Origin of the sequence: Stenotrophomonas sp. EMP41 (genome assembly GCF_047495535.1) — a bacterium.
Lineage (GTDB): Bacteria > Pseudomonadota > Gammaproteobacteria > Xanthomonadales > Xanthomonadaceae > Stenotrophomonas > Stenotrophomonas sepilia.
In genome coordinates, this window is sequence record NZ_CP179923.1 from 3,397,676 (window position 1) to 3,418,344 (window position 20,669).

Sequence of the window (20,669 nt, forward strand, 5' to 3'; positions counted from 1 at the left end):
GCTTACTTCGCGTCGCCGGCCGGGGCGGCAGGCTGGGCGACGGCCGCCGGCTTGGCCGGTGCGTCGCCCTTTTCGGTGGCCTTGACCGGCATGCCGGGGCCGATCTTCTGCAGGCCTTCGACGATGACCTTGTCACCGGCCTTCAGGCCCTCCTCGACCAGCCACTTGTCGCCGACCGTGCGGCTGACCTTGACCGGGCGTACTTCGACCTTGTTGTCCTTGCCGACCACCATCGCCGTGGTGTCGCCCTTCGGATCGCGGGCGATGCCCTGCATCGGCACCAGCACTGCATCACTGCGCACGCCGCCGCCGATCACCGCACGCACGTACATGCCCGGCATCAGCAGGCCGTCCGGGTTGTCCACCTTCACGCGCAGGCCGAAGCTGCCGGTGGCCGGATCGACGCTGACTTCGGAGAACTCCAGCGTGCCCTTGTGCTCGAAGGTGCTGCCGTCTTCCATCAGGATGCTGACCGGCAGGGTCTGGTTGTCCTGCAGGCGGCCGGCGGCCAGTTCGCGGCGCAGCTGCAGCAGCTCGGCCGAGGACTGGGTCAGGTCGACATAGATCGGATCCAGCTGCTGCACCGTTGCCAGTGCATTGGCCTGGCCGGCGCTGACCAGCGCACCCTGGGTGACGCTGGACTTGCCGATGCGGCCGCTGATCGGCGCGGTGATGCGGGCGTAGCCCAGGGTGACGTTGGCCGCGTCCAGCGATGCCTTCGCGGCACCGACATCCGCCTCGGCCTGCTTCTGCGCGGCCACGGCATTTTCCAGGTCCTGCTGGCTGACCGCATCGACCTTGGCCAGCTCGGTGATGCGCTTGGCGCTCAGCCGGGCGGCATTGGCGGTGGCCTCGGCGCGGGCCAGCTGGGCGCGGGCACTGTTGGCCTGGGCGCGGTAGCTGGCGTCCTCGATCTGGTACAGCGGCTCGCCGGCCTTGACCATGCCACCTTCGGTGAACAGGCGCTTGGCGACGATGCCGTTGACCTGCGGCCGCACTTCGGCGACCAGGAAGGCGTTGGTACGGCCCGGCAGTTCGCGAGTCAGGCCCACGGTCTCGGACTTCAGCGTGACCACAGTGACGTCACCCGGGCCCTGCTCGGGGGCCTGGGGTTGGCCGCCGCAGGCAGCCACGGTCGCGGCGATCGCCAGCGACAGTGCAAAGGGTCGGATTCGGCTCAGCAACATGACGGAAAGGCTCATAGGGGAAGGAATCTCAAATCGCGCTGATACAGGCCGAAAGCGCCAGCAGGCAACGCTCACCAGCGGGGAGTGGGAGCCGGACCGGCCTGCCACGCACACGACGGGAATGATGGGAGCGAAATATACATACATGCTTGTTTGTTTGTAAACCGGTACAATTCAGCCACGTTTCACCCGCACTCGTACCCATCCATGGCCCGCAAGACCAAAGAGGACACCCAGGCAACCCGGGAAGGCATCCTTGACGCCGCCGAAGCCTGCTTCCATGAACACGGCGTGGCCCGTACCACGCTGGAGATGATCGGTGCCCGCGCCGGCTATACCCGCGGTGCGGTCTACTGGCACTTCAAGAACAAGAGCGAGGTGCTGGCCGCGATCGTCGAGCGCGTGCATCTGCCTTTCATGCAGGAGCTGGAGCGCACCTCGACCGACCAGCGCGACACGCCGGTGCACGACCTGCGCGCGGTGATGATCCACTCGTTCATCGAACTGTCCGAGGACGAGCGCCTGCGCAAGACCATGGAGATCATGCTGCGCAGCGATGCGTCGGCTGATACCAGGGTGCTGACCGAACTGCAGCAGGCCGGTTTCCGCGATGGCCTGGACCGGATGGAACGTGCCCTGCGCCGTGCCAAGGACCTGGGCCAGCTGCGCGAGGGTGCAGACCCGAAGATCGCCGCACGCATGCTGCACGCCACCGTGCTGGGCGTACTGCACGGTGCGATGGTCGAACCGGATCTGATGGACCTCAAGCGCGATGGCATGCTCGCACTGGACATGACCCTGGCCGCCTACGTAAAGGACGGCGTGTTCGTTCCCGGCACCGTGCCCGAGCCGCTGCCCGAGGCATGAGCGGGGTCGCTGCCGCCACCGCAGCCCCAATGTGAGGACAGACCCATGATCCTGGACAACGTGGTGTGGGGCTTCATCGGCTGCGGCAGCGTCACCGAGAAGAAGAGCGGCCCCGCCCTGGCCAGCACACCGGGCTCACGGGTGGCGGCGGTCATGCGCCGCAATGCCGCATTGGCCGAAGACTATGCGCGGCGCCACGCGGTGCCACGCTGGTACACGGATGCCGACGCGCTGATCGCCGATCCGGACGTGAACGCGGTGTACGTCGCCACGCCGCCCTCCACGCACATGCAGTACGCATTGCAGGCGATTGCCGCAGGCAAGCCGGTCTACATCGAAAAGCCGATGGCAATGGACCATGGCGAATGCGAGCGCATCCTGGAAGCCAGTGCACGCCGTGGTGTGCCCGTGTTCGTCGCCTACTACCGCCGCGCCCTGCCCCGATTCGCGCAGGCGAAGCTGCTGCTGGACAGCGGCGCGATCGGTACACCGCGCAGCGTTCGCGCCACCCTGCATCGGCCGCATTCGGTGGATGCCGCATCGCCGGACTTCTGGCGGACCAATCCCGCGATCTCCGGCGGCGGGCTGTTCGTCGATCTGGGCTCGCACACCTTGGACCTGCTCGATCATCTACTGGGTCCGCTGAGCGATGTGCGCGGCCTGGCCAGTTCGTTGGCCGGCGCTTACGCCGCCGAGGACAGCGTTTCAATGTGCTTCCGCACTGGAGCGGGCGCGCACGGCATCGCGCAATGGAGCTTCTGCGCGTTCCGCCGCCAGGATGAGATCGAGATCACCGGCGACCGCGGGCAGCTGCGCTTTGCCACCTTCGAGGATGTTCCGGTGGTGCTGGAGACCGAAGCCGGCGTGCAGACGTTCGACATCCCCAACCCGTCGTCGATCCAGCAACCGTTGATCGCCTCTCTCGTGGACGAACTGCGCGGCAACGGGCACTCGCCCTCGAACGGCATCAGCGCTGCTCGCACCAGTGCAGTGATCGACCAGGTACTGCAGGCGTACCGCGCCCGGCAATCGTGCTGAGCGCCAACGCAGAAGGCCGCCCTGCGGCGGCCTTTTGCGTTGCAGCGAGTGGGGGCAGAGCCCTCGCCACGGCGAGGGATCCGACCGGATCGGGCGTTACAGGATGTAGCGGCTCAGGTCCGGGTCCTGCACCAGCTCGCCCAGGTGTGCATCGACGTAGGCTTTGTCGATGGCCAGGGTTTCGCCATCGCGGTCCGGTGCCTCGTAGCTGAGCGAATCCAGCAGGCGCTCCAGCACGGTATGCAGGCGGCGCGCGCCGATGTTTTCCTGGCGCTCGTTCACCTGGAACGCGATCTCGGCCAGGCGCTCGATGGCATCGGCGGTGAAACTGACCTTGACGCCCTCGGTGGCCAGCAACGCTTCGTACTGCTTGGTCAGCGCAGCCTTCGGCTCGGTCAGGATACGCACGAAATCACCCTTGCTCAGCGCCCCCAGTTCCACGCGGATCGGGAAGCGGCCCTGCAGCTCCGGAATCAGGTCGCTGGGCTTGGCCAGGTGGAACGCGCCCGACGCGATGAACAGGATGTGGTCGGTCTTGATCGTGCCGTACTTGGTGGACACGTTGGAGCCTTCCACCAGCGGCAGCAGGTCGCGCTGCACGCCTTCGCGGGACACGTCGCCACCGCCCACGTTGTCACCACGCTTGGCGACCTTGTCGATCTCATCGATGAAGACGATGCCGTGCTGCTCGCACGCCTCGATTGCAGCAGTACGGATGTCATCCTCGTTGACCAGCTTGCCGGCTTCTTCCTCGATCAGCAGCGGGCGCGCGGCCTTGATGGTCAGCGTGCGCTTGTGCGCCTTCGCGCCGCCGCCGAGATTGGCGAACATCGACTTCAGCTGCTGGCCCATTTCCTCCATGCCCGGCGGGGTCATGATGTCCATGCTGACATTGGCCGCCAGGTCGAGCTCGATCTCGCGCTCGTCCAGCTCACCGTTGCGCAGCATCTTGCGGAACTTGATGCGGGTCTCGTTGTCCTGCGCCGACGGTTCGTTGCGGGCGACTTCCGGATCGAAACCGATGCCGCCGCTACGACGCGGCAGCAGCGCATCGAGGATGCGGTCTTCGGCGCGTTCTTCGGCCTGGGTACGCACGCGCACCTTGGCCTGTTCGCGATAGAGCTTGACCGCGGTGTCGGCCAAGTCACGGATGATCTGTTCGACGTCCTTGCCGACGTAGCCGACTTCGGTGAAGCGGGTGGCTTCGACCTTCACGAACGGTGCGTTGGCCAGCGTGGCCAGGCGGCGCGCGATCTCGGTCTTGCCGACACCGGTCGGGCCGATCATCAGGATGTTCTTCGGCATCACTTCATTGCGCAGCTCCGCCGGCAGCTGCATGCGACGCCAGCGGTTGCGCAGGGCGATGGCCACCGCGCGCTTGGCGTCGTGCTGGCCCACGATGTGCCGGTCCAGTTCCTGCACGATCTCGCGCGGGGTCATGGTGGCGGAGGAAACTTCGATCTTCGACATGGATGTGCTCACGGATTCTTTGTCGGTAGTGCCGGCCGTTGGCCGGCAACCAGGCACGCGTGCGGGGGATCATGAGGTCGCCGGCCAGCGGCCGGCGCTACCCTCACAGTTCCTCGACCACCACGTTGCGGTTGGTGTAAATGCAGATGTCGCCGGCGATGCCGATCGCTTCACTGGCGATGGTGCGTGCATCCAGTTCGGTGTGCGCCATCAACGCGCGCGCGGCCGACAGTGCATAGGAACCACCGGAGCCGATGGCGATGATGCCGTCCTCCGGCTCGATCACATCGCCGGTGCCGCTGATGATCAGCGAGGTTTCCTTGTCAGCCACTGCCAGCAGGGCTTCGAGCTTGCCCAGGCGGCGCTCGGTGCGCCAATCCTTGGCCAGCTCGACCGCAGCGCGCTGCAGCTGGCCGTGCTTTTCCAGCTTGGCCTCGAACAGCTCGAACAGGGTGAAGGCATCGGCGGCGGCACCGGCGAAACCGGCCAGCACCTGGCCGTCGCGGCCAAGGCGGCGCACCTTGCGCGCGTTGCCCTTCATCACGGTGTGGCCCAGCGTGACCTGGCCGTCGCCGGCAATGGCCACGTGCTCGCCGCGACGGACGCAGACGATGGTGGTGGCGTGGAAAACGTTGGGGTTCTGACTGGGGTCCATGATGCCTCCGGGGTGACAGAACCAGAGGTGGGGACTGCGCTGCGCCCTTCAAGCCACCCGCGACCGGCTGACGCAGGGGCAACGTTCAGCTTTCTCCGCTGCCCTCGTTGCTGCGTCGGCGCTTGGCGCGCGGATGCGCGGCGTCGTAGACCTTGGCCAGGTGCTGGAAATCGAGGTGGGTATAGATCTGCGTGGTGGCGATGTCGGCATGGCCCAGCAGCTCCTGCACACCACGCAGGTCGCCGGACGATTCCAAGATGTGGCTGGCAAAACTGTGCCGCAGCATGTGCGGATGCACGTGCTTGAACAGGCCCTGGCGCTGCGCCAGCTGGCGGATGCGGATCTGCACCGCACGCTGGCTGATCGGCCCGTTGCGACCGGGGAACACCGGCGATGCCGGACCACCGCCACTTTCCGCGCGCCACGCCTGCAGCGCTTCGCGTGCCGGCCGGCCGAACGGCACCCGGCGCTGGCGGTTGCCCTTGCCCAGCACGTTGACCAGCCCGCTGTCGAAATCCAGGTCGCGCCAGGTCAGCGCGCAGACTTCGCTCAGGCGCAGGCCGGAGGAATAGAACAGTTCCAGCAGCGCGCGGTCACGGCGGCCGAGCTCACCTTCCGGCTCCAGCTCGACCAGCTGTACGGCTTCGTCGGCATCGAGCACCTGCGGCAATCGGCGCGGTGCGCGCGGTGCCTTCAGCGTCGCTGCAGGGCTGACCTCGATGCGGCCGTGCTTGAGCAGCCAGGCATAGAAGCTGCGGCAGGCCGACAGGCGGCGCTGCAGGCTCTTGGCCGACAGGCCGCGGCGATGCTCGTCGGCGACGAACTGGCGCAACGCATCGGCATCGAGCGCCTCCACCGCCACGCCACGCGGTTCGGCCCAGACCGCTAGCGCGTCCAGGTCGCGGCGGTAGGCGTCAAGCGTATGCGCCGACATCCGCCGCTCCACCTGCAGGTGCTGCAGGAAGGCCTGTACCGCGCTCATCGTCGTCCGGTCCTGCTCAGTCGTGGAAGCGCTTCAGGCCAGTGGCCAGGGCGTCGCCCATCATGCGCAGGAACAGCGTGCCCATGCCCGGGTAGAAGCGGTTCGGGTCGTGGCTGCCGACTGCGATCAGGCCGACGCCCGGCAACGGCAGCAGTGCGGTGGTCTGCACTTCCTCGCTGCGCACGCCGTACAGGACGGCATTCTTTTCCGGCTGCAGGCGGCCGCAGATCGGCTCGCCGTCGTTCAGGCAATCACGGAACGGGCCCAGTTGCGGATCATCGGCAGCAATCACCTGCAACCAGTCGGCCTGTTCCAGCCCGGCCACCGGCGCATGCACCACCAGCCGCACCAGGTCGCCGGCGAAGTCTTCCTGCAGCGATGCGGCCATCGCGCGCAGGGTATCGGCCGCGTTGTCCTGCTTCATCAGTGCCAGGGTCAGCTGGTGCGTGCGCACCGCAAGGCGTTCATTGACCTGGGCGGTCGCGCCCAGGTCGGCCAGCCGTCGTGCCAGCTCGCGGTTCTTCTCGCGCAGCACTTCCAGCTGGTAGCTGGCCAGCGATGCGGTCGGGCCGTCATCGCGCGGCACCACCAGGGTCAGGGCCAGGTCCGGGAACTGCTTGAGGAAGCCGGGATGACGCCGCAACCAGGCAGCGACTTCATGGGCCCCGAGCTTGTCGACGGTTTCGCTCATGCCATCCACTCCCCTTCGAAGACGAATGCGGTCGGGCCCGCCATCACCACCGGCTGGCCATCGCCCGGCCACTGGATGCGCAGGTCACCTCCGGGCAGGCTGATGCGCGCATCGCGCTGCAGGCGGCCGCGCTGCATCAGGGTCACGGCGGCGGCGCAGGCGCCACTGCCGCAGGCCAGGGTCTCGCCGACACCGCGCTCGAACACGCGCAGGCGGGCGTGCGCCGGGCCCATCACCTGGGCGAAGCCCACGTTCACCGAGCGCGGAAACGACGCGTGCTGCTGCAGCAGCGAACCCACGCGTTCAACCGGAGCGGCATCGATCAGGCCGACTTCGATCACCGCATGCGGGTTGCCCATCGACACTGCGGCGAAGCGTACGCTCTCGCCCTGCAGCGGCAGCAGGTATTCCTCGCGCGGGTGGGCGAAACCCATCAGAGGCACGTTGGCCGGCTCGAAAGCAGGCACGCCCATCGTCACCGCAAACTGCCCTTCGCCCAGCGCCTTCACCTCATGGCTGGCCAGCGGGCTGTCGATGACGAACGCATCGCCCTGCGCGCTGCCCTCGCGCACCAGCCAGGCCGCGATGCAGCGCGCGCCATTGCCGCACTGCTCGGAATTGGAACCGTCGGCATTCCAGATGCGGTACGAGGCCACCGAGCCTTCCGCACGCGGCGCCTCGATGGTCAGGATCTGATCGCAGCCGACGCCGGTGTGGCGGTCGGCCAGGCGCGCGGCCAGTTCAGGCGTGGGCGGCGCAGTGCCGTCACGCAGGTCGATCACTACGAAATCATTGCCCGCGCCATGCATCTTGCTGAAGCGCAGGGCCCTGGAACCGGCCTTACTCATTCCCGCTGCCCGCCTTCTTCGCTGGCGCGGGTGCCGGCTGGGTGGTCGTTGCAGCCGGGTCGACAGTCGTGGCCGGGGCAACGGCACCCTGGGCCTCCGCCGGGGTCGCCTCGGTGGCGGGCTCGGCAGCGGGTTCGACGGTTTCTTCCACTGGCACCGGCTTCTGCGGCAGTACCAGCGGGCCCTTGTTGCCGCAGGCGGCGAGGAGCAGCAGCGAGGCCGCTGCCAGCGGAATCAGGATGGCGTTTCGATGGGGGATCTTCATGCCCCGAGTATAGCCATTGGCGGCTGAGCGGTTGGTGCAGGGAATCGGGTTGCCGGCCAGCGGCCGGCACTACCGCCGGCGCTCAATCCGCGGGCGGTGGCGGCAACGGCCGCGTCCACAGCCAGATTGCGACCACGGTCATGCTGCCGATCGAGAACCACTTCACCCAGGCGATCGGCACGCACCACAGCATGATGGCGGCACACACCGCCATGGTGATCGTGGCCATCCACTTGCCATGGCGGCTGACCGCCCCGTGTGCCTGCCAGTTGGCGATGGCCGGGCCGAAGCGCGGGTGCTGCAGCAGCCAGGTGTGCAGGCGTTCGGACCCACGTGATGCAGCCCACGCCGAGATCAGGATGAATACGGTGGTCGGAAGGCCCGGCACGAAGATGCCGACGATGCCGGTGCCCAGGCTGACGTAGGCCAGCAGCCACCACGCCCAGCGGAATCGCACCACGCGCGGTGGCGTGGCGGTATCGCGGGACGCGGTGGGCTCGGGCAGGCTCATGGCCGCAAGGATAACGGTTCGGGGTGCCCGGCAACGCCCGGCACCCCTTCGCCGTTACGGCTGGGCGATGCCCAGCTGCTGCAGCACGAACGCGTACGACTCGGACAGCTCGCGGTAGCGCTGGAAGCGCCCGGACTTGCCACCATGCCCGGCTTCCATGTTGGTGCGGAACAGGATCGGGTGGTGGCCGGTGTTGTCATCACGCAGCCTGGCCACCCACTTGGCCGGCTCCCAGTACTGCACCTGCGAATCCCACAGTCCGGTGCCCACGAACAGCGCCGGGTAGGCCTGCTGCTTCACGTTGTCGTAGGGGGAGTAGGACAGCATGTAATCGTAATACTGTTTCTGTTCCGGGTTGCCCCACTCGTCGTACTCGTTGGTGGTCAGCGGAATGGTCGGGTCGAGCATGGTGGTGACCACGTCGACGAACGGGACCTGCGCCACCATCACCCGGTAATCCTGCGGGGCCTGGTTGGCCACCGCACCCATCAGCAGGCCACCGGCACTGCCGCCGGACGCGGCGACGCGATCCTTCGCCGCCCAGCCCTGTGCGACCAGGCCGCGGGTGACGTCGATGAAGTCGTTGAAGGTGTTCTGCTTGTGCAGCAGCTTGCCGTTCTCGTACCAGTCGCGGCCCATTTCCTGGCCACCGCGGATATGGGCAATGGCATACACTACGCCGCGGTCGAGCAGGCTCACCGCGGTCTGGTTGAAGTACGGATCCATCGACATGCCATAGCTGCCATAGGCGTACTGGAACAGCGCGCCCTTGCCATCCTTCTGGTAGCCCTTGCGGTAGACCAGCGACACCGGCACCTTCACGCCATCGCGCGCGGTGATCCAGACGCGGTCGGTTTCGTACTTCGAGGCGTCATAGCCGATCACCGGCTGCACCTTCAGCTGGCGGCGCTCGCCGGTGGCGGTGTTCAGTTCGAACACGGTGGTCGGGGTGGTCATCGAGGTGTAGACGTAGCGCAGCCACGGCGTATCGGCCTCGGTGTTGTCCCCCAGGCCCATCGAGTACGCCGGCTCGTCCGCCTTCACGTAGTCGCTGCGGCCATCCTTGAACAGCAGGCGGATGCGCTCCAGGCCCTCGGAACGTTCGGCGATGGCGGTGTAGCTGTCGAACAGCTCGAAGCCTTCGATGAACACCGCATCGTCATGCGCGATCCAGTCCTTCCACTGCGCACGCGAGGTGGCATCGGTCGGTGCGGTGACCAGCTTGAAGTTCTTCGCACCGTCGTTGGTGCGGATCACCCAGCGGCCGTCGTAGTGGTCGGCGTCGTACTCGACGTCACGCTGGCGCGGGGCCAGCACGGTGAAGGTGGTCGGATCGCTGGCCGGTGCGTAGCGCTCTTCCGAGGACACGGTGCTGTGCACGCCGATGGTGATGAAACGATCGTCGCGGGTGCGGCCGATGCCCATGTAGAAGCTGTCGTCCTTCTCTTCGTAGACCACGGTGTCGGCGCTGACCGGGGTGCCCAGCACGTGCTTTTTCACCCGCACGGTCAGCAGCGTTTCCGGATCGTTCTCGACGTACAGCACGGTGCGGTTGTCGTCGGCCCAGACCAGGTCGCCGGAGCTGCCGGTGATCACATCGGGCAGCACCTTGCCGGTGGCCAGATCCTTGAAGCGGATCGTGTACTGGCGGCGGCCGACATCATCATCGGCCCAGGCCAGCAACTGGTTGTCCTGGCTGACCTCCATCGAGCCGACGCTGAAATACCCCTTGCCAGCGGCCATGGCGTTGACGTCCAGCAGGATCTCCTCGGCGGCCTCCATGCTGCCCTTGCGGCGCGCGTGGATGGGGTAGTCCTGGCCGGTCTCGAAGCGGCTGTAATACCAGTAGCCGCGCTCGCGCGCCGGCACGCTGGAATCATCCTGCTTGATGCGGCCGACGATCTCCTTGTACAGGGTGTCTTCGAGCGGCTTGAGCGGCGCCAGCACCTGGTCCGCGTAGGCATTCTCGGCCTGCAGGTAGGCCAGCATGTCCTTGTTCTCGCGCTTGTCGTCGCGCAGCCAGTAATAGTCATCGTTGCGGGTCGCGCCGAACGGCGCCTTGACCACATGCGGATGCCTGGCGGCATCCGGCGGAACGGGCGGAGTGGCGGCGGTAGCAGTCGTGGTCATCAGGCTGGCGAGCAACAGGCAGAGGGTGGACTTCATGAAGTAGGGTTCCTTGAACTGCAATGCAATGGCGTCCTTGTGCCCGAGTCTGGGTTGCAGGAGGGTTGCGGGCAACCCTGCGGATCGTCATGGGGTAGTGCCGGCCGCCGGCCGGCAACCTCACGAACCCGGAGACGGTCGGAATGCGGGCCGGCGGCCGGCACTACCAGAACGCATGACCCCGACGCGCGGCGTACCATGGGCACATGAGTACCCTGCCCCACCCGCCGGGCTACAGCCGGCGCAGCCATGAAATCGCCCCGTTCCACGTGATGTCCCTGCTGGCCCGCGCGCAGGCGCTGGAACAGGCCGGCCACGATGTGATCCACCTGGAAATCGGCGAGCCGGACTTCACTACCGCCGAACCGGTCGTGCGGGCCGGCCAGGCCGCACTGGCCGCCGGCCACACCCGCTACACCGCCGCGCGTGGCCTGCCGGCGCTGCGCCAGGCGATCAGCGGTTTCTACCGCAGCCACTACGGTCTGGACATCGATCCTGAACGCATCCTGGTCACCCCGGGTGGGTCCGGTGCGCTGCTGCTGGCCAGCAGCCTGCTGGTCGATCCCGGCCGCCACTGGCTGCTGGCCGACCCCGGCTATCCGTGCAACCGCCACTTCCTGCGCCTGGTGGAAGGCGGTGCGCAACTGGTACCGGTCGGGCCGGAGACCGCCTACCAGCTGACCCCGTCACTGGTGGAACAGCACTGGAATGCCGACAGCGTCGGCGCGCTGGTCGCCTCGCCGGCCAACCCGACCGGCACCGTGCTTTCCGCCGCCGAGCTGGCGGCACTGTCGAAGACCCTGCACGCGCGTGGTGGTCACCTGGTGGTGGACGAGATCTACCACGGCCTGACCTATGGCCTGGATGCGCCCAGCGTGCTGCAGGTGGACGACAGCGCGTTCGTGCTCAACAGCTTCTCCAAGTACTTCGGCATGACCGGGTGGCGGCTGGGCTGGCTGGTGGCGCCGCCGTCCGCAGTACCGGATCTGGAGAAGCTGGCGCAGAACCTGTACATCAGCGCGTCAAGCATCGCCCAGCACGCCGCGCTCGCCTGCTTCAGCGAAGAATCGATGGCGATCTTCGAGCAGCGCCGCGACGCGTTCCGCCAGCGCCGCGACTTCCTGCTGCCGGCACTGCGCGAGCTGGGCTTCCGTATCGAAGTCGAGCCACAGGGCGCGTTCTACCTGTACGCCGACGTCAGCGCCTTCACCGACGATGCGCAGGCGTTCTGCGCCCACTTCCTGGAAACCGAGCACGTGGCGTTCACCCCGGGCCTGGATTTCGGCTTCCATCGCGCCAACCAGCACGTGCGCCTGGCCTATACCCAGGAGGTGCCGCGATTGCAGGAGGCGGTGGCGCGGATTGCGCGCGGATTGAAGCGCTGGCAGGGATCACGCTGACGGCGGTGCCGGCCAGCGGCCGGCACTACCGGATAATGAAAAACGCCGCCCTGAGGCGGCGTTTTCCGTTCTGCTTACTTGCCGCCCAACCGCTCCCACAGGAAGCTGTAGGCCAGTGCCGACATGTGCGCGGCCTGCGCATTGTTGGCGGCGCCGCCGTGACCCCCTTCGATGTTCTCGTAGTAGGTCACGTCCTTGCCGGCGTCGATCATCTTCGCCGCCATCTTGCGGGCATGGCCCGGGTGCACGCGGTCGTCGCGGGTCGAGGTCGTGAACAGCACCGGCGGGTAGTTCTTCTTCGCGTTGAACAGGTGGTACGGCGAGAAGGTCTTGATGAACTCCCAGTCACTGGTATCCGGGTTGCCGTACTCGGCCATCCACGAGGCACCGGCCAGCAGGTGGCTGTAGCGCTTCATGTCCAGCAGCGGCACCTGCACCACCACCGCACCGAACAGCTCCGGGTACTGGGTCAGCATGTTGCCGGTCAGCAGGCCACCGTTGCTGCCGCCCTGAACGCCCAGGTGCTTGGCGCTGGTGATCTTGCGCTTGACCAGGTCCCGCGCCACCGCGGCCATGTCTTCGTAGGCCTTGTGGCGGTTCTGCTTCAGCGCCGCCTGGTGCCAGCGCGGGCCGTACTCGCCGCCGCCGCGGATGTTGGCGACCACATACACACCGCCCTTCTCCAGCCAGGCGCGGCCCATGCCACCGGAATAGCTCGGGGTCAGCGAGATCTCGAAGCCACCGTAGCCGTACAGCAACGTCGGATTGGAGCCATCGAGCTTCATCGCCCTGTCGTGCACCACGAAGTACGGCACGCGGGTGCCGTCCTTGCTGGTGGCGAAGTGCTGCTCGATCACCTTGCCCTTGGCGTCGAAGAAGGCCGGCATGGTCTTCAGTGTTTCCGGGGCCTGGCCGATCTCGGCCAGCGCCAGCGTGGTCGGGGTCAGGTAGTCGGTGGCGGTCAGCCACACTGCGTCGCTGTCATTGCTGTCCACTGCAGCCACGCCCAGCGTGCCGAAGGCAGGTGCGCCGACGAAGCGGCTGGTCTGCCAGCCATTGGCGCCCGGGGTCAGCACCGACAGGCGGTTCTTGACGTCGTCCAGCACGTTCAGCACCAGGTGGCTCCTGGTCCAGGTGGCGCTGGCCAGCGAGGTGGTCGCGGTCGGGGTGAACAGCACCTCGAAGTCGCGCTTGCCGGCCAGGAAGTCGTCCAGCTTGGTCGCCAACAGCGAACCGGACGCGTAGGTCTTGCCGCCCACGGTCCACGGGTCGCGCAGCTCCAGGGTCAGCCACTGCTTGTGCAGGCCCTTCTCGGCCGAATTCGGCGCGTCGATCTTGGTCAGCGTGCCGTCGTCGCCACGCAGGTAGAGTTCGTTGTTGTAGAACGCCAGCGTGCGGCTGACCAGGTTGCGCTCGAAGCCCGGGGTGTCATCGTGCATCGCCGCGATGTACATGTCCTCCGGCTTGCCTTCGTACACCACGGTGGCCGAGGCCATCGGCGTGCCGCGCTTCCACAGCTTGGCCACGCGCGGATAGCCGGACGTGGTCATCGTGCCGGCACCGAAATCGGTGTAGACGAACACGGTGTCGCGATCGACCCAGTTGAGGCCCCCCTTCGACTCCGGACGGAAGAAGCCGTCCTTGATCCAGGTCTTGTTGGCCAGGTCGAATTCGCGGGTGACGTCGGCATCGGCGCCGCCGCGCGACAACGCGATCAGGCAACGGCTGTAGTCCGGGCGCAGGCAATCGGCGCCGTGCCAGACCCAGTTCTCACCCTCGGCCTTGTTCAGTGCATCCAGGTCGAGCACGGTCTCCCACTGCGGCGAGGCCTTGCGGTACTCGGCCAGGGTGGTGCGCCGCCACAGGCCGCGCTCGTGCTGCTGGTCCTTCCAGAAGTTGTAGTAGTAGTCACCGATCTTCTGCACGCCGGGAATCTTGGCATCGGAGTCGAGCACCTCGCGGATGCGGGTCTCCATCTGCTTGAAGGCCGGGGTCTGCGCCAGGCGCGCCTCGGACTTGGCATTCTGTTCCTTGACCCAGGACAGCGGCTTGTCGCCGGTGACGTCCTCCAGCCAGGCGTAGCGGTCGGTATCTTCAGCGGCCACGGCGGTCCCCACCGAGGCAGCGGTCATCATGCCGGCCAGCAGGCAGGCGGAAGCGAGTCGTGACATTGCAGCTCCAGGCAGTCATAAGCCGTGGAACGCTAGCACGGAATGTCGTGGCCTCCCCCGTGTCGAAGGTCAGGCCGTGGCCGCCGGGCCGCGCCGCCGCCGCGCCTGTCCACCGGTACGCCGCACCTTCGGCAACCCCGACAGGCGCGGCAGCGGGAAGCGCAGCAGCGCCCACCAGGCCGCGAGCGGCATGCCGATCAGCCACATCGGCAGCCAGCCCAACCACACGCTGCTGCCACGTGCCGCTGGCCAGACCAGTACCAGCGCCAGTCCGGCCAGCGCCAGTTGCCGCACGCCACGCAGCAGGCGCGGGTCGGCGCGTTCGATGATGCGTTCAGTTGCAGGGTGACGGACGGAACGCGTGTTCATGGGCCTTCTCCGGTAGACAATGCAACACAGCTTGGGCAAGCCCCTTCTCACAGATTGCGACACCATTGACGGATCGCGCACGCTCAGTCGACCATGCTCAGGCAAAGCCCTCCTGAGCCCGCTCCCGCATGACTTCGATCCGCCCGCTCTGCGCCGTGTTGCTGGCCCTGTCCCTGGCGGGCCCCGCCATGGCGGTCGGTGAGCCGCCATCGCCCCGTGCCAGCACCCCGCGCGCCGATCCGGATGCCCCGATCGACCTCAAGCGCTTCATGGGCACCTGGTACGTGATCGGCCGCGTGCCGAACTTCATCGAACGCGGGCACGTCGCCAGCGTCAACGAGTACGAGTTGCGCGATGAGCACAAGGTCGGCATCACCTACCGCTACCGCGACGGCTTCGGCGAACCCCTGCAGGAGATCCGCGCACGCGCCAGCGTCGACCCGGACAGCGGCAACCACGGCTGGCGCACCTGGTTCTACCGCGTGGTGCCGACCCACTCTCGGGTGCTGGACGTCGCCCCGGACTATTCGTGGGCACTGATCGGCTACCCGGGCCGGGAGATGGCCTGGATCTTCTCGCGCACGCCGGACATGGACAAAGCCCTGTACAAGGAGCTGGCCGAGCGCCTGCGCGACGAGTACGGCGTGAACACCGACAAGCTCAAGCGCGTGCCGCAGCATCCGGAACAGGTCGGCAAGCTGGGCTACGAAGTACCGAACGCGCGTTGACCGCACGTGGAATTGCCGGCCAGCGGCCGGCACTACCGTTTTTTCCCGGCAATCGGGTAGAGCCAGCCGCTGGCCGGCTGCCGCCCGGCATTCTGCTATCTGCGGCTGTAATGCGCGACCAGGCGGTCGCCGAGCAGCTGCGCCATCACCAGCACCCGCAGCAGCAGGACCACGGTGACCAGGGCGATGTCGGTGTGCGAACGCTGGTAACCATCGCGGAACGCCAGGTCGCCTCGGCAAGCTGGGCTACGAAGTACCGAACGCGCGTTGACCGCACGTGGAATTGCCGGCCAGCGGCCGGCACTACCGTTTTTTCCCGGCAATCGGGTAGAGCCGGCCGCTGGCCGGCTGCCGCCCGGCATTCTGCTATCTGCGGCTGTAATGCGCGACCAGGCGGTCGCCGAGCATCTGCAGCAGCTGCACCAGCACCAGCAGCAGGACCACGGTGACCAGGGCGACGTCGGTGTGCGAACGCTGGTAGCCGTCGCGGAACGCCAGGTCGCCAAGGCCGCCCGAGCCGATCGCACCGCCCATCGCGGTGAAGCCGATCAGGGCCACGGTGGTGACGGTGGCACCGGCGATCAGGCCGGGACGCGCTTCCGGCAGCAGCACGCGGGTGACCAGCTGCCAGGTGGTGGCGCCCATCGCCTGGGTCGCCTCGATGACGCCTCGATCCACTTCGCGCAGCGCGGTCTCGACCAGGCGCGCGTAGAACGGCGCGGCGCCGATCACCAGCGGTACGATCGCGCCGCGCACGCCCAGCGAGGTTCCCATCAGGAACAACGTGACCGGGATCAGCACGATCATCAGGATGATGAAGGGCACCGAGCGCAACAGGTTCACCACCAGTGCCAGCGCGCCATAGGCGAACGGCCTCCGCTTCATCTGTGGTGCGCCGAACAGGTACAGCAGCACGCCCAGCGGCAGGCCGATGGCGAGGGTCAGCGGCAGCGAACCGAGCAGCATCAGCAGGGTGTCGAGGGTGGCCTGGCCGATGTCGGCCCACTTGCCCGCATCCAGGTGGCGGAAGAAGCCGCCAGCAGCAGCAATGATCATCGACGCAGCTCCTCGACGTGCACGCCGGCGGCCACGAAGGCAGCCTGCGCGGCGGACTGGTCGCCGCCCACCAGGGCGACCACCAGCTGGCCATACGGGGTGTCCTTGATCCGGTCGATACGACCGGACAGGATGTTGTAGTCAACCCCGGTCTGCCGCGCGACGCTGCCGAGCAGGGGTTCATAGGTGTCGCCACCGAGGAAGGTCAGGCGCACGATACGGCCGCCAACGGCATCGAAATCACGGTGCAGCGCCCCCTCGTCCACATGCTCCGACTCACTGACGAAACGGCGCGTGGTCGGATGCTGCGGGTGCAGGAACACCCGGGTGACCGGACCGGTTTCGACCATCTGGCCGGCATCGAGCACCGCAACGCGGTCGCAGACACGGCGGATCACGTCCATCTCATGGGTGATCAGCACGATGGTCAGGCCGAGCTCGCGATTGATCTTTGACAGCAGCGACAGCACCGAAGCGGTGGTCTGCGGGTCGAGCGCACTGGTGGCCTCGTCGCACAGCAGGATCTGCGGACGGGTCGCCAGTGCGCGGGCGATACCGACGCGCTGCTTCTGGCCACCGGACAGCTGCGCCGGATACTTCTGCGCATGCGCTTCCAGGCCCACGGTCTGCAGCAGCTCGGCCACGCGCGCGTCGATTTCCGTCTTCAGCGTGCCGGCCAGTTCCAGCGGGAAGGCGACATTGCCCGCCACCGTGCGCGAGGACAGCAGGTTGAAGTGCTGGAAGATCATGCCGATGCGCCGGCGCAGCGCGCGCAGGCCGTCCGCGTCCAGCGCGGTGACATCCTCGCCACCGATCAGCAGCCGGCCACCGCTGGGTTCTTCCAGGCGGTTGATCATGCGGATCAGGGTCGACTTGCCGGCGCCGGAATGGCCGATGATGCCGAAAACCTCACCGGCCTCGATGGTCAGGTCCAACGGTTGCAGCGCGCTGATCTCGCGGCCGGCAACGGCATAGGATTTGTGCAGGCGCTGGAACTCGATCACGGGCGTGGCTCACCGGCTGGGTGACGGAAGGGGGCGTGCAGCCTACCAGCGCAGGCGGTCGCGCGCCCGCGCCATGGGCCAGAATGTTATTCCTTTTGGTTCTAAGCCGCTGCCCACGGTAGTGCCGGCCGCTGGCCGGCACCTGCAGCAGTGCCTCCGGCGCAAGGGGTTGCCGGCCGACCCTACCCCGGCTCAGGGGTGGTCCAACGGCTTCGGCGGCTCCTGCCGGTTCACCCGCTCACGGTGCAGCAGGTAAAGCCCCGAAGCCACGATGATCGCCGCGCCCACCCAGGTATAGCCATCGGGCAGCTGACCCCAGAAGGCCAGGTCCCAACCGATCACCCAGACCAGCCCGCTGTACTCCAACGGCGCGATCATCGAGGCCTCGCCCAGCTGGAAGGCCTTGGTCAGTGCGATCTGGCCCAGTGCCCCGGCCAGGCCCATGCCGGCAATCAGCGGCGCATGCGCCAGTTGCAGCGGCACCCAGCCGGGAAGGGCCAGCAGGCCGGCACCGATGGCCATGATCACCAGGAACCAGACCACCATCGACTGCGAGGTATCGGTGCGGGTCAGCAGGCTGACCGTGATCGCCGCAATGGCGTAAGCGGTGGCCGCGGCCAGCACCATCAGCCCCGGCACCGAGATGAAGCCATCGACGCCCGGCCGCAGCACCACCAGCACGCCGACCAGGCCGATACCGATGGCGACCCAGCGCCGTGGCCCGACCCGCTCGCCCAGCAGCGGCACCGACAATGCGGCAATCAGCAGCGGGGCAACGAAATAGATGGTGTAGGCAGTGGACAGCGGCAGGTCGCGCAGCGCGAACACGAAGCAGCCGATCATCGCCATGCCCAGCGCACCACGCAGCAGGTGCAGCCCCCAGCGGCGCGGCACCAGCGAACGCGGCCCGGCGCTGGCCAGCACCCAGACCAGCACGAACGGCAACGAGGCCGCGCCGCGCAGGAAGGTTACTTCCAGCGTGGGATAGCTGGCCGACAGCTGCTTCATGCCAGCATCCATCAGCGAGAAGCAGGCGACCGCAGCGACCATCCAGGCCACTGCGCGCGAGGGGGAGCGTTGCACGTTCATGGCCCATTATCGCCCGGTCGTCGCTTTCTGTAGAGCCGAACCCACGCTCGGTTCTACAAAGGGCGGGCATGGGGTCCTCGCGATAGAATGGCTGCCACTGAATCCTGCGGAGCATCGCCCATGCCTTCCTTCGACGTCGTGTCCGAAGTCGACACCCACGAACTGACCAACGCCATCGACCAGGCCAACCGCGAACTGGCCACCCGCTTCGATTTCAAGGGCGTGGATGCCAAGTTCGAACGCGATGGCGATGTGATCAACCAGTTCGCGCCGACCGAATTCCAGCTCAAGCAGATGAACGACATCCTGCGTGCACGCCTGGCCGCGCGCGGCATCGATGTGCTCAGCCTCGAATTCGGCGACATCGAGACCAACCTGGCCCAGGCCCGGCAGAAGATCACCGTCAAGCAGGGCATCGAGCAGAAGGTCGCCAAGAAGATCGCCGCTGCACTGAAGGAGGCCAAGCTGAAGGTTGAAAGCCAGATCAACGGCGACAAGCTGCGCGTGCAGGGCAAGAAGCGCGATGACCTGCAGGACGCCATCGCGGTGCTCAAGGCCGGCAAGTTCGAGCTGCCCCTGCAGTTCAACAATTTCCGCGATTGATCTGGCCGCCGGGCAGGGCCCGGCGCCGGCACCTGCGGTACGACGGCGCGTTGCAAGCGACGCGCCTACAATGTCCGCCCCGCCAGCCGACGTGCCCGCCATGACCGACGCCCAACTGCCCACCGAGGACCCGATCGCCGCCACCCGCCTGTGGCTGGAACGCATCGTCATCGGCCTGAACCTGTGCCCGTTCGCCAAGGCGGTCTACGTGAAGGACCAGGTCCGGATCGTGCTGAGTGATGCGACCACGCCGGAAGCGCTGGTCGAGCAGTTGGCCGAGGAACTGGTCCTGCTGCGCGATACGCCGGCCGAGCAGATCGACACGACGCTGATCGTGCACCCGCAGGTGCTGACCGACTTCCTCGACTACAACGACTTCCTCGACAACGCCGACGCGGCGATCGAGGCGCTGGACCTGCAGGGCATCCTGCAGGTGGCCAGCTTCCACCCGGACTACCAGTTCGAAGGCGTGGCGGCGGACGATGCCAGCAACTACACCAACCGCTCCCCCTTCCCCACCCTGCACCTGCTGCGCGAAGACAGCGTGGCGCGCGCGGTGGACGTCTATCCGGATCCGGACGTGATCGTCGAGCGCAACATCCAGACCCTGGACCGCATCGGCGTGGACGGCTGGCATCGCCGCCTGCGTGGCGAAGACCTGTCGTGAGCACGGTGCCGCCGATTGCCACTTGGCCGGCCGCGCCGCTGTCGGGCAAGGTGGTGCTGGTCACCGGCGGCGCCAACGGCATCGGCCGTGGCATCGCGCAGGCCGTGCTCGGCGCCGGTGGCCGCGTGTTGATCGGCGACCTCGACGTGGAGGCCGGCGAGGCGTGCCTGGCGGAATGGCAGCGTGGTGAGGACGCCGTGTTCCAGCGCCTGGACATCACCGACGAAGCCAGCGTGCGCGCCTTCATCGCCGTGGCCCTGCAGCGTTTCGGCCGCATCGACGGGCTGGTCAACAACGCGGGGATTGCCAGCCCGCACGGCACGCTGCTGCAGGACATGGACTGGGACGAGTGGCAGCGCCGGCTGTCTTCGCTGCACGGCGCGTTCCTGTGCAGCAAGCATGCGTTGCCCGCGCTGACCGCCAGCGCCGCCGGTGCGATCATCAACATCGCCTCGACCCGCGCCTGGCAATCCGAAGCACACAGCGAAGCCTATGCCGCAGCCAAGGGCGGACTGGTGGCATTCACCCATGCGCTGGCGATCAGCAGCGGCCCGGCGGTGCGGGTGAACAGCATCAGTCCGGGTTGGATCGGCACCTGCGAGTGGCAGGCACCCTCACGGCGACACGCGCCGGAGTATTCGGCCACCGACCATGCGCAACACCCGGTCGGCCGCGTCGGCCAGCCGGAGGACATCGGTGCGTTGGCCGTGTACCTGCTGTCATCACTGTCCGGTTTCAGCACCGGCCAGGATTTCATCGTCGACGGCGGCATGACCCGGAAGATGATCTACGCCGAATGACCCGCCACCGGTAGTGCCGGCCGCTGGCCGGCATTCCGGTAGGTCCACGCCATGCGTGGATGGCGGTGAAGTGCCAACCAAGGTTGGCACCTGCCCGACGCC

Annotated in this window: 21 protein-coding genes and 1 pseudogene; 7 read left to right on the top strand and 15 right to left on the bottom strand. The window is 67.2% G+C overall.

The annotated features are described in order from the left end of the window. Nucleotides 1-2: 2 nt before the first annotated feature. On the bottom strand, nucleotides 3-1,187 hold the full coding sequence (gene smeD / locus ACMGRF_RS15575) for a multidrug efflux RND transporter periplasmic adaptor subunit SmeD (RefSeq protein WP_049438986.1): 1,185 nt from the start codon (nucleotides 1,185-1,187) through the stop codon (nucleotides 3-5). Nucleotides 1,188-1,394: 207 nt separating this feature from the next. On the opposite strand from smeD, the gene smeT reads away from it, so the two are divergent. After that, nucleotides 1,395-2,054: an efflux transporter SmeDEF transcriptional repressor SmeT gene (gene smeT / locus ACMGRF_RS15580; protein ID WP_049414358.1), complete on the top strand. Its 660-nt coding sequence runs from the start codon at nucleotides 1,395-1,397 to the stop codon at nucleotides 2,052-2,054. Nucleotides 2,055-2,099: 45 nt separating this feature from the next. Next, nucleotides 2,100-3,092 carry a Gfo/Idh/MocA family protein gene (locus ACMGRF_RS15585; RefSeq protein WP_414485374.1) on the top strand — a complete coding sequence of 331 codons (993 nt, stop codon included), beginning with the start codon at nucleotides 2,100-2,102 and terminating at the stop codon, nucleotides 3,090-3,092. A gap of 96 nt (nucleotides 3,093-3,188) precedes the next feature. Here ACMGRF_RS15585 and hslU read toward each other — a convergent pair whose 3' ends face one another. The 8 genes from hslU to ACMGRF_RS15625 form a co-directional block, all read right to left on the bottom strand. Further along, nucleotides 3,189-4,562: an ATP-dependent protease ATPase subunit HslU gene (gene hslU, locus ACMGRF_RS15590; RefSeq protein ID WP_049438988.1), complete on the bottom strand. Its 1,374-nt coding sequence runs from the start codon at nucleotides 4,560-4,562 to the stop codon at nucleotides 3,189-3,191. A gap of 103 nt (nucleotides 4,563-4,665) precedes the next feature. After that, the gene (gene hslV / locus ACMGRF_RS15595; protein WP_005411093.1) at nucleotides 4,666-5,217 is read right to left on the bottom strand and encodes an ATP-dependent protease subunit HslV; all 552 of its coding nucleotides are present in this window, start codon (nucleotides 5,215-5,217) and stop codon (nucleotides 4,666-4,668) included. Nucleotides 5,218-5,302: 85 nt separating this feature from the next. Further along, nucleotides 5,303-6,199 carry a tyrosine recombinase XerC gene (gene xerC / locus ACMGRF_RS15600; protein ID WP_049438989.1) on the bottom strand — a complete coding sequence of 299 codons (897 nt, stop codon included), beginning with the start codon at nucleotides 6,197-6,199 and terminating at the stop codon, nucleotides 5,303-5,305. Nucleotides 6,200-6,215: 16 nt separating this feature from the next. Further along, on the bottom strand, nucleotides 6,216-6,890 hold the full coding sequence (locus ACMGRF_RS15605; protein ID WP_049414366.1) for a DUF484 family protein: 675 nt from the start codon (nucleotides 6,888-6,890) through the stop codon (nucleotides 6,216-6,218). Next, nucleotides 6,887-7,738, bottom strand: a complete 852-nt coding sequence (gene dapF, locus ACMGRF_RS15610) for a diaminopimelate epimerase (RefSeq protein WP_049414367.1) — start codon at nucleotides 7,736-7,738, stop codon at nucleotides 6,887-6,889. The genes ACMGRF_RS15605 and dapF overlap by 4 nt, the downstream gene beginning before the upstream one ends. Continuing rightward, nucleotides 7,731-8,003: an LPS translocon maturation chaperone LptM gene (gene lptM, locus ACMGRF_RS15615; protein ID WP_061479704.1), complete on the bottom strand. Its 273-nt coding sequence runs from the start codon at nucleotides 8,001-8,003 to the stop codon at nucleotides 7,731-7,733. Before lptM ends, dapF begins: the two co-directional genes overlap by 8 nt. Before the next feature lie 82 nt (nucleotides 8,004-8,085). Continuing rightward, the gene (locus ACMGRF_RS15620; RefSeq protein ID WP_049414370.1) at nucleotides 8,086-8,514 is read right to left on the bottom strand and encodes a YbaN family protein; all 429 of its coding nucleotides are present in this window, start codon (nucleotides 8,512-8,514) and stop codon (nucleotides 8,086-8,088) included. Nucleotides 8,515-8,568: 54 nt separating this feature from the next. Continuing rightward, nucleotides 8,569-10,680, bottom strand: coding sequence for a S9 family peptidase (locus ACMGRF_RS15625; protein WP_099485379.1), 2,112 nt, complete (start codon nucleotides 10,678-10,680; stop codon nucleotides 8,569-8,571). 206 nt (nucleotides 10,681-10,886) lie between these two features. Between ACMGRF_RS15625 and ACMGRF_RS15630 the strand changes: the two genes are divergently transcribed. Then, a complete protein-coding gene (locus ACMGRF_RS15630) occupies nucleotides 10,887-12,080 on the top strand; it encodes a pyridoxal phosphate-dependent aminotransferase (RefSeq protein ID WP_134709719.1) in 1,194 nt (397 codons plus the stop codon). A 74-nt stretch (nucleotides 12,081-12,154) separates the two neighbouring features. Here ACMGRF_RS15630 and ACMGRF_RS15635 read toward each other — a convergent pair whose 3' ends face one another. Together ACMGRF_RS15635 and ACMGRF_RS15640 are read right to left on the bottom strand one after the other, a co-directional pair. Then, the gene (locus tag ACMGRF_RS15635; protein ID WP_414485375.1) at nucleotides 12,155-14,251 is read right to left on the bottom strand and encodes a prolyl oligopeptidase family serine peptidase; all 2,097 of its coding nucleotides are present in this window, start codon (nucleotides 14,249-14,251) and stop codon (nucleotides 12,155-12,157) included. A 69-nt stretch (nucleotides 14,252-14,320) separates the two neighbouring features. Further along, entirely contained in the window at nucleotides 14,321-14,620 is a 300-nt protein-coding gene (locus ACMGRF_RS15640) for a hypothetical protein (RefSeq protein WP_049414374.1), read from the bottom strand. Between the two features lie 128 nt (nucleotides 14,621-14,748). Between ACMGRF_RS15640 and ACMGRF_RS15645 the strand changes: the two genes are divergently transcribed. Continuing rightward, the gene (locus ACMGRF_RS15645) at nucleotides 14,749-15,348 is read left to right on the top strand and encodes a lipocalin family protein (protein WP_414485376.1); all 600 of its coding nucleotides are present in this window, start codon (nucleotides 14,749-14,751) and stop codon (nucleotides 15,346-15,348) included. 95 nt (nucleotides 15,349-15,443) lie between these two features. On the opposite strand, the pseudogene ACMGRF_RS15650 reads toward ACMGRF_RS15645, so the two are convergent. The 4 genes and pseudogenes from ACMGRF_RS15650 to ACMGRF_RS15665 form a co-directional block, all read right to left on the bottom strand. Beyond that, nucleotides 15,444-15,581, bottom strand: a pseudogene (locus ACMGRF_RS15650) (metal ABC transporter permease); the annotation flags it as partial. Nucleotides 15,582-15,714: 133 nt separating this feature from the next. After that, nucleotides 15,715-16,404, bottom strand: coding sequence for a methionine ABC transporter permease (locus ACMGRF_RS15655; RefSeq protein ID WP_111096772.1), 690 nt, complete (start codon nucleotides 16,402-16,404; stop codon nucleotides 15,715-15,717). Beyond that, nucleotides 16,401-17,408: a methionine ABC transporter ATP-binding protein gene (locus ACMGRF_RS15660; RefSeq protein ID WP_414485377.1), complete on the bottom strand. Its 1,008-nt coding sequence runs from the start codon at nucleotides 17,406-17,408 to the stop codon at nucleotides 16,401-16,403. Before ACMGRF_RS15660 ends, ACMGRF_RS15655 begins: the two co-directional genes overlap by 4 nt. Nucleotides 17,409-17,600: 192 nt before the next feature. Further along, a complete protein-coding gene (locus ACMGRF_RS15665) occupies nucleotides 17,601-18,497 on the bottom strand; it encodes a DMT family transporter (protein WP_049438994.1) in 897 nt (298 codons plus the stop codon). A gap of 120 nt (nucleotides 18,498-18,617) precedes the next feature. Here ACMGRF_RS15665 and ACMGRF_RS15670 point away from each other — a divergent pair, with 120 nt between their 5' ends. The 3 genes from ACMGRF_RS15670 (at nucleotide 18,618) to ACMGRF_RS15680 (ending at nucleotide 20,567) form a co-directional block, all read left to right on the top strand. Continuing rightward, entirely contained in the window at nucleotides 18,618-19,100 is a 483-nt protein-coding gene (locus ACMGRF_RS15670) for a YajQ family cyclic di-GMP-binding protein (RefSeq protein WP_049411069.1), read from the top strand. 100 nt (nucleotides 19,101-19,200) lie between these two features. Then, nucleotides 19,201-19,767 carry a DUF1415 domain-containing protein gene (locus ACMGRF_RS15675; protein ID WP_049411072.1) on the top strand — a complete coding sequence of 189 codons (567 nt, stop codon included), beginning with the start codon at nucleotides 19,201-19,203 and terminating at the stop codon, nucleotides 19,765-19,767. Continuing rightward, on the top strand, nucleotides 19,764-20,567 hold the full coding sequence (locus ACMGRF_RS15680) for an SDR family oxidoreductase (RefSeq protein ID WP_049411075.1): 804 nt from the start codon (nucleotides 19,764-19,766) through the stop codon (nucleotides 20,565-20,567). Before ACMGRF_RS15675 ends, ACMGRF_RS15680 begins: the two co-directional genes overlap by 4 nt. Nucleotides 20,568-20,669 lie beyond the last annotated feature (102 nt).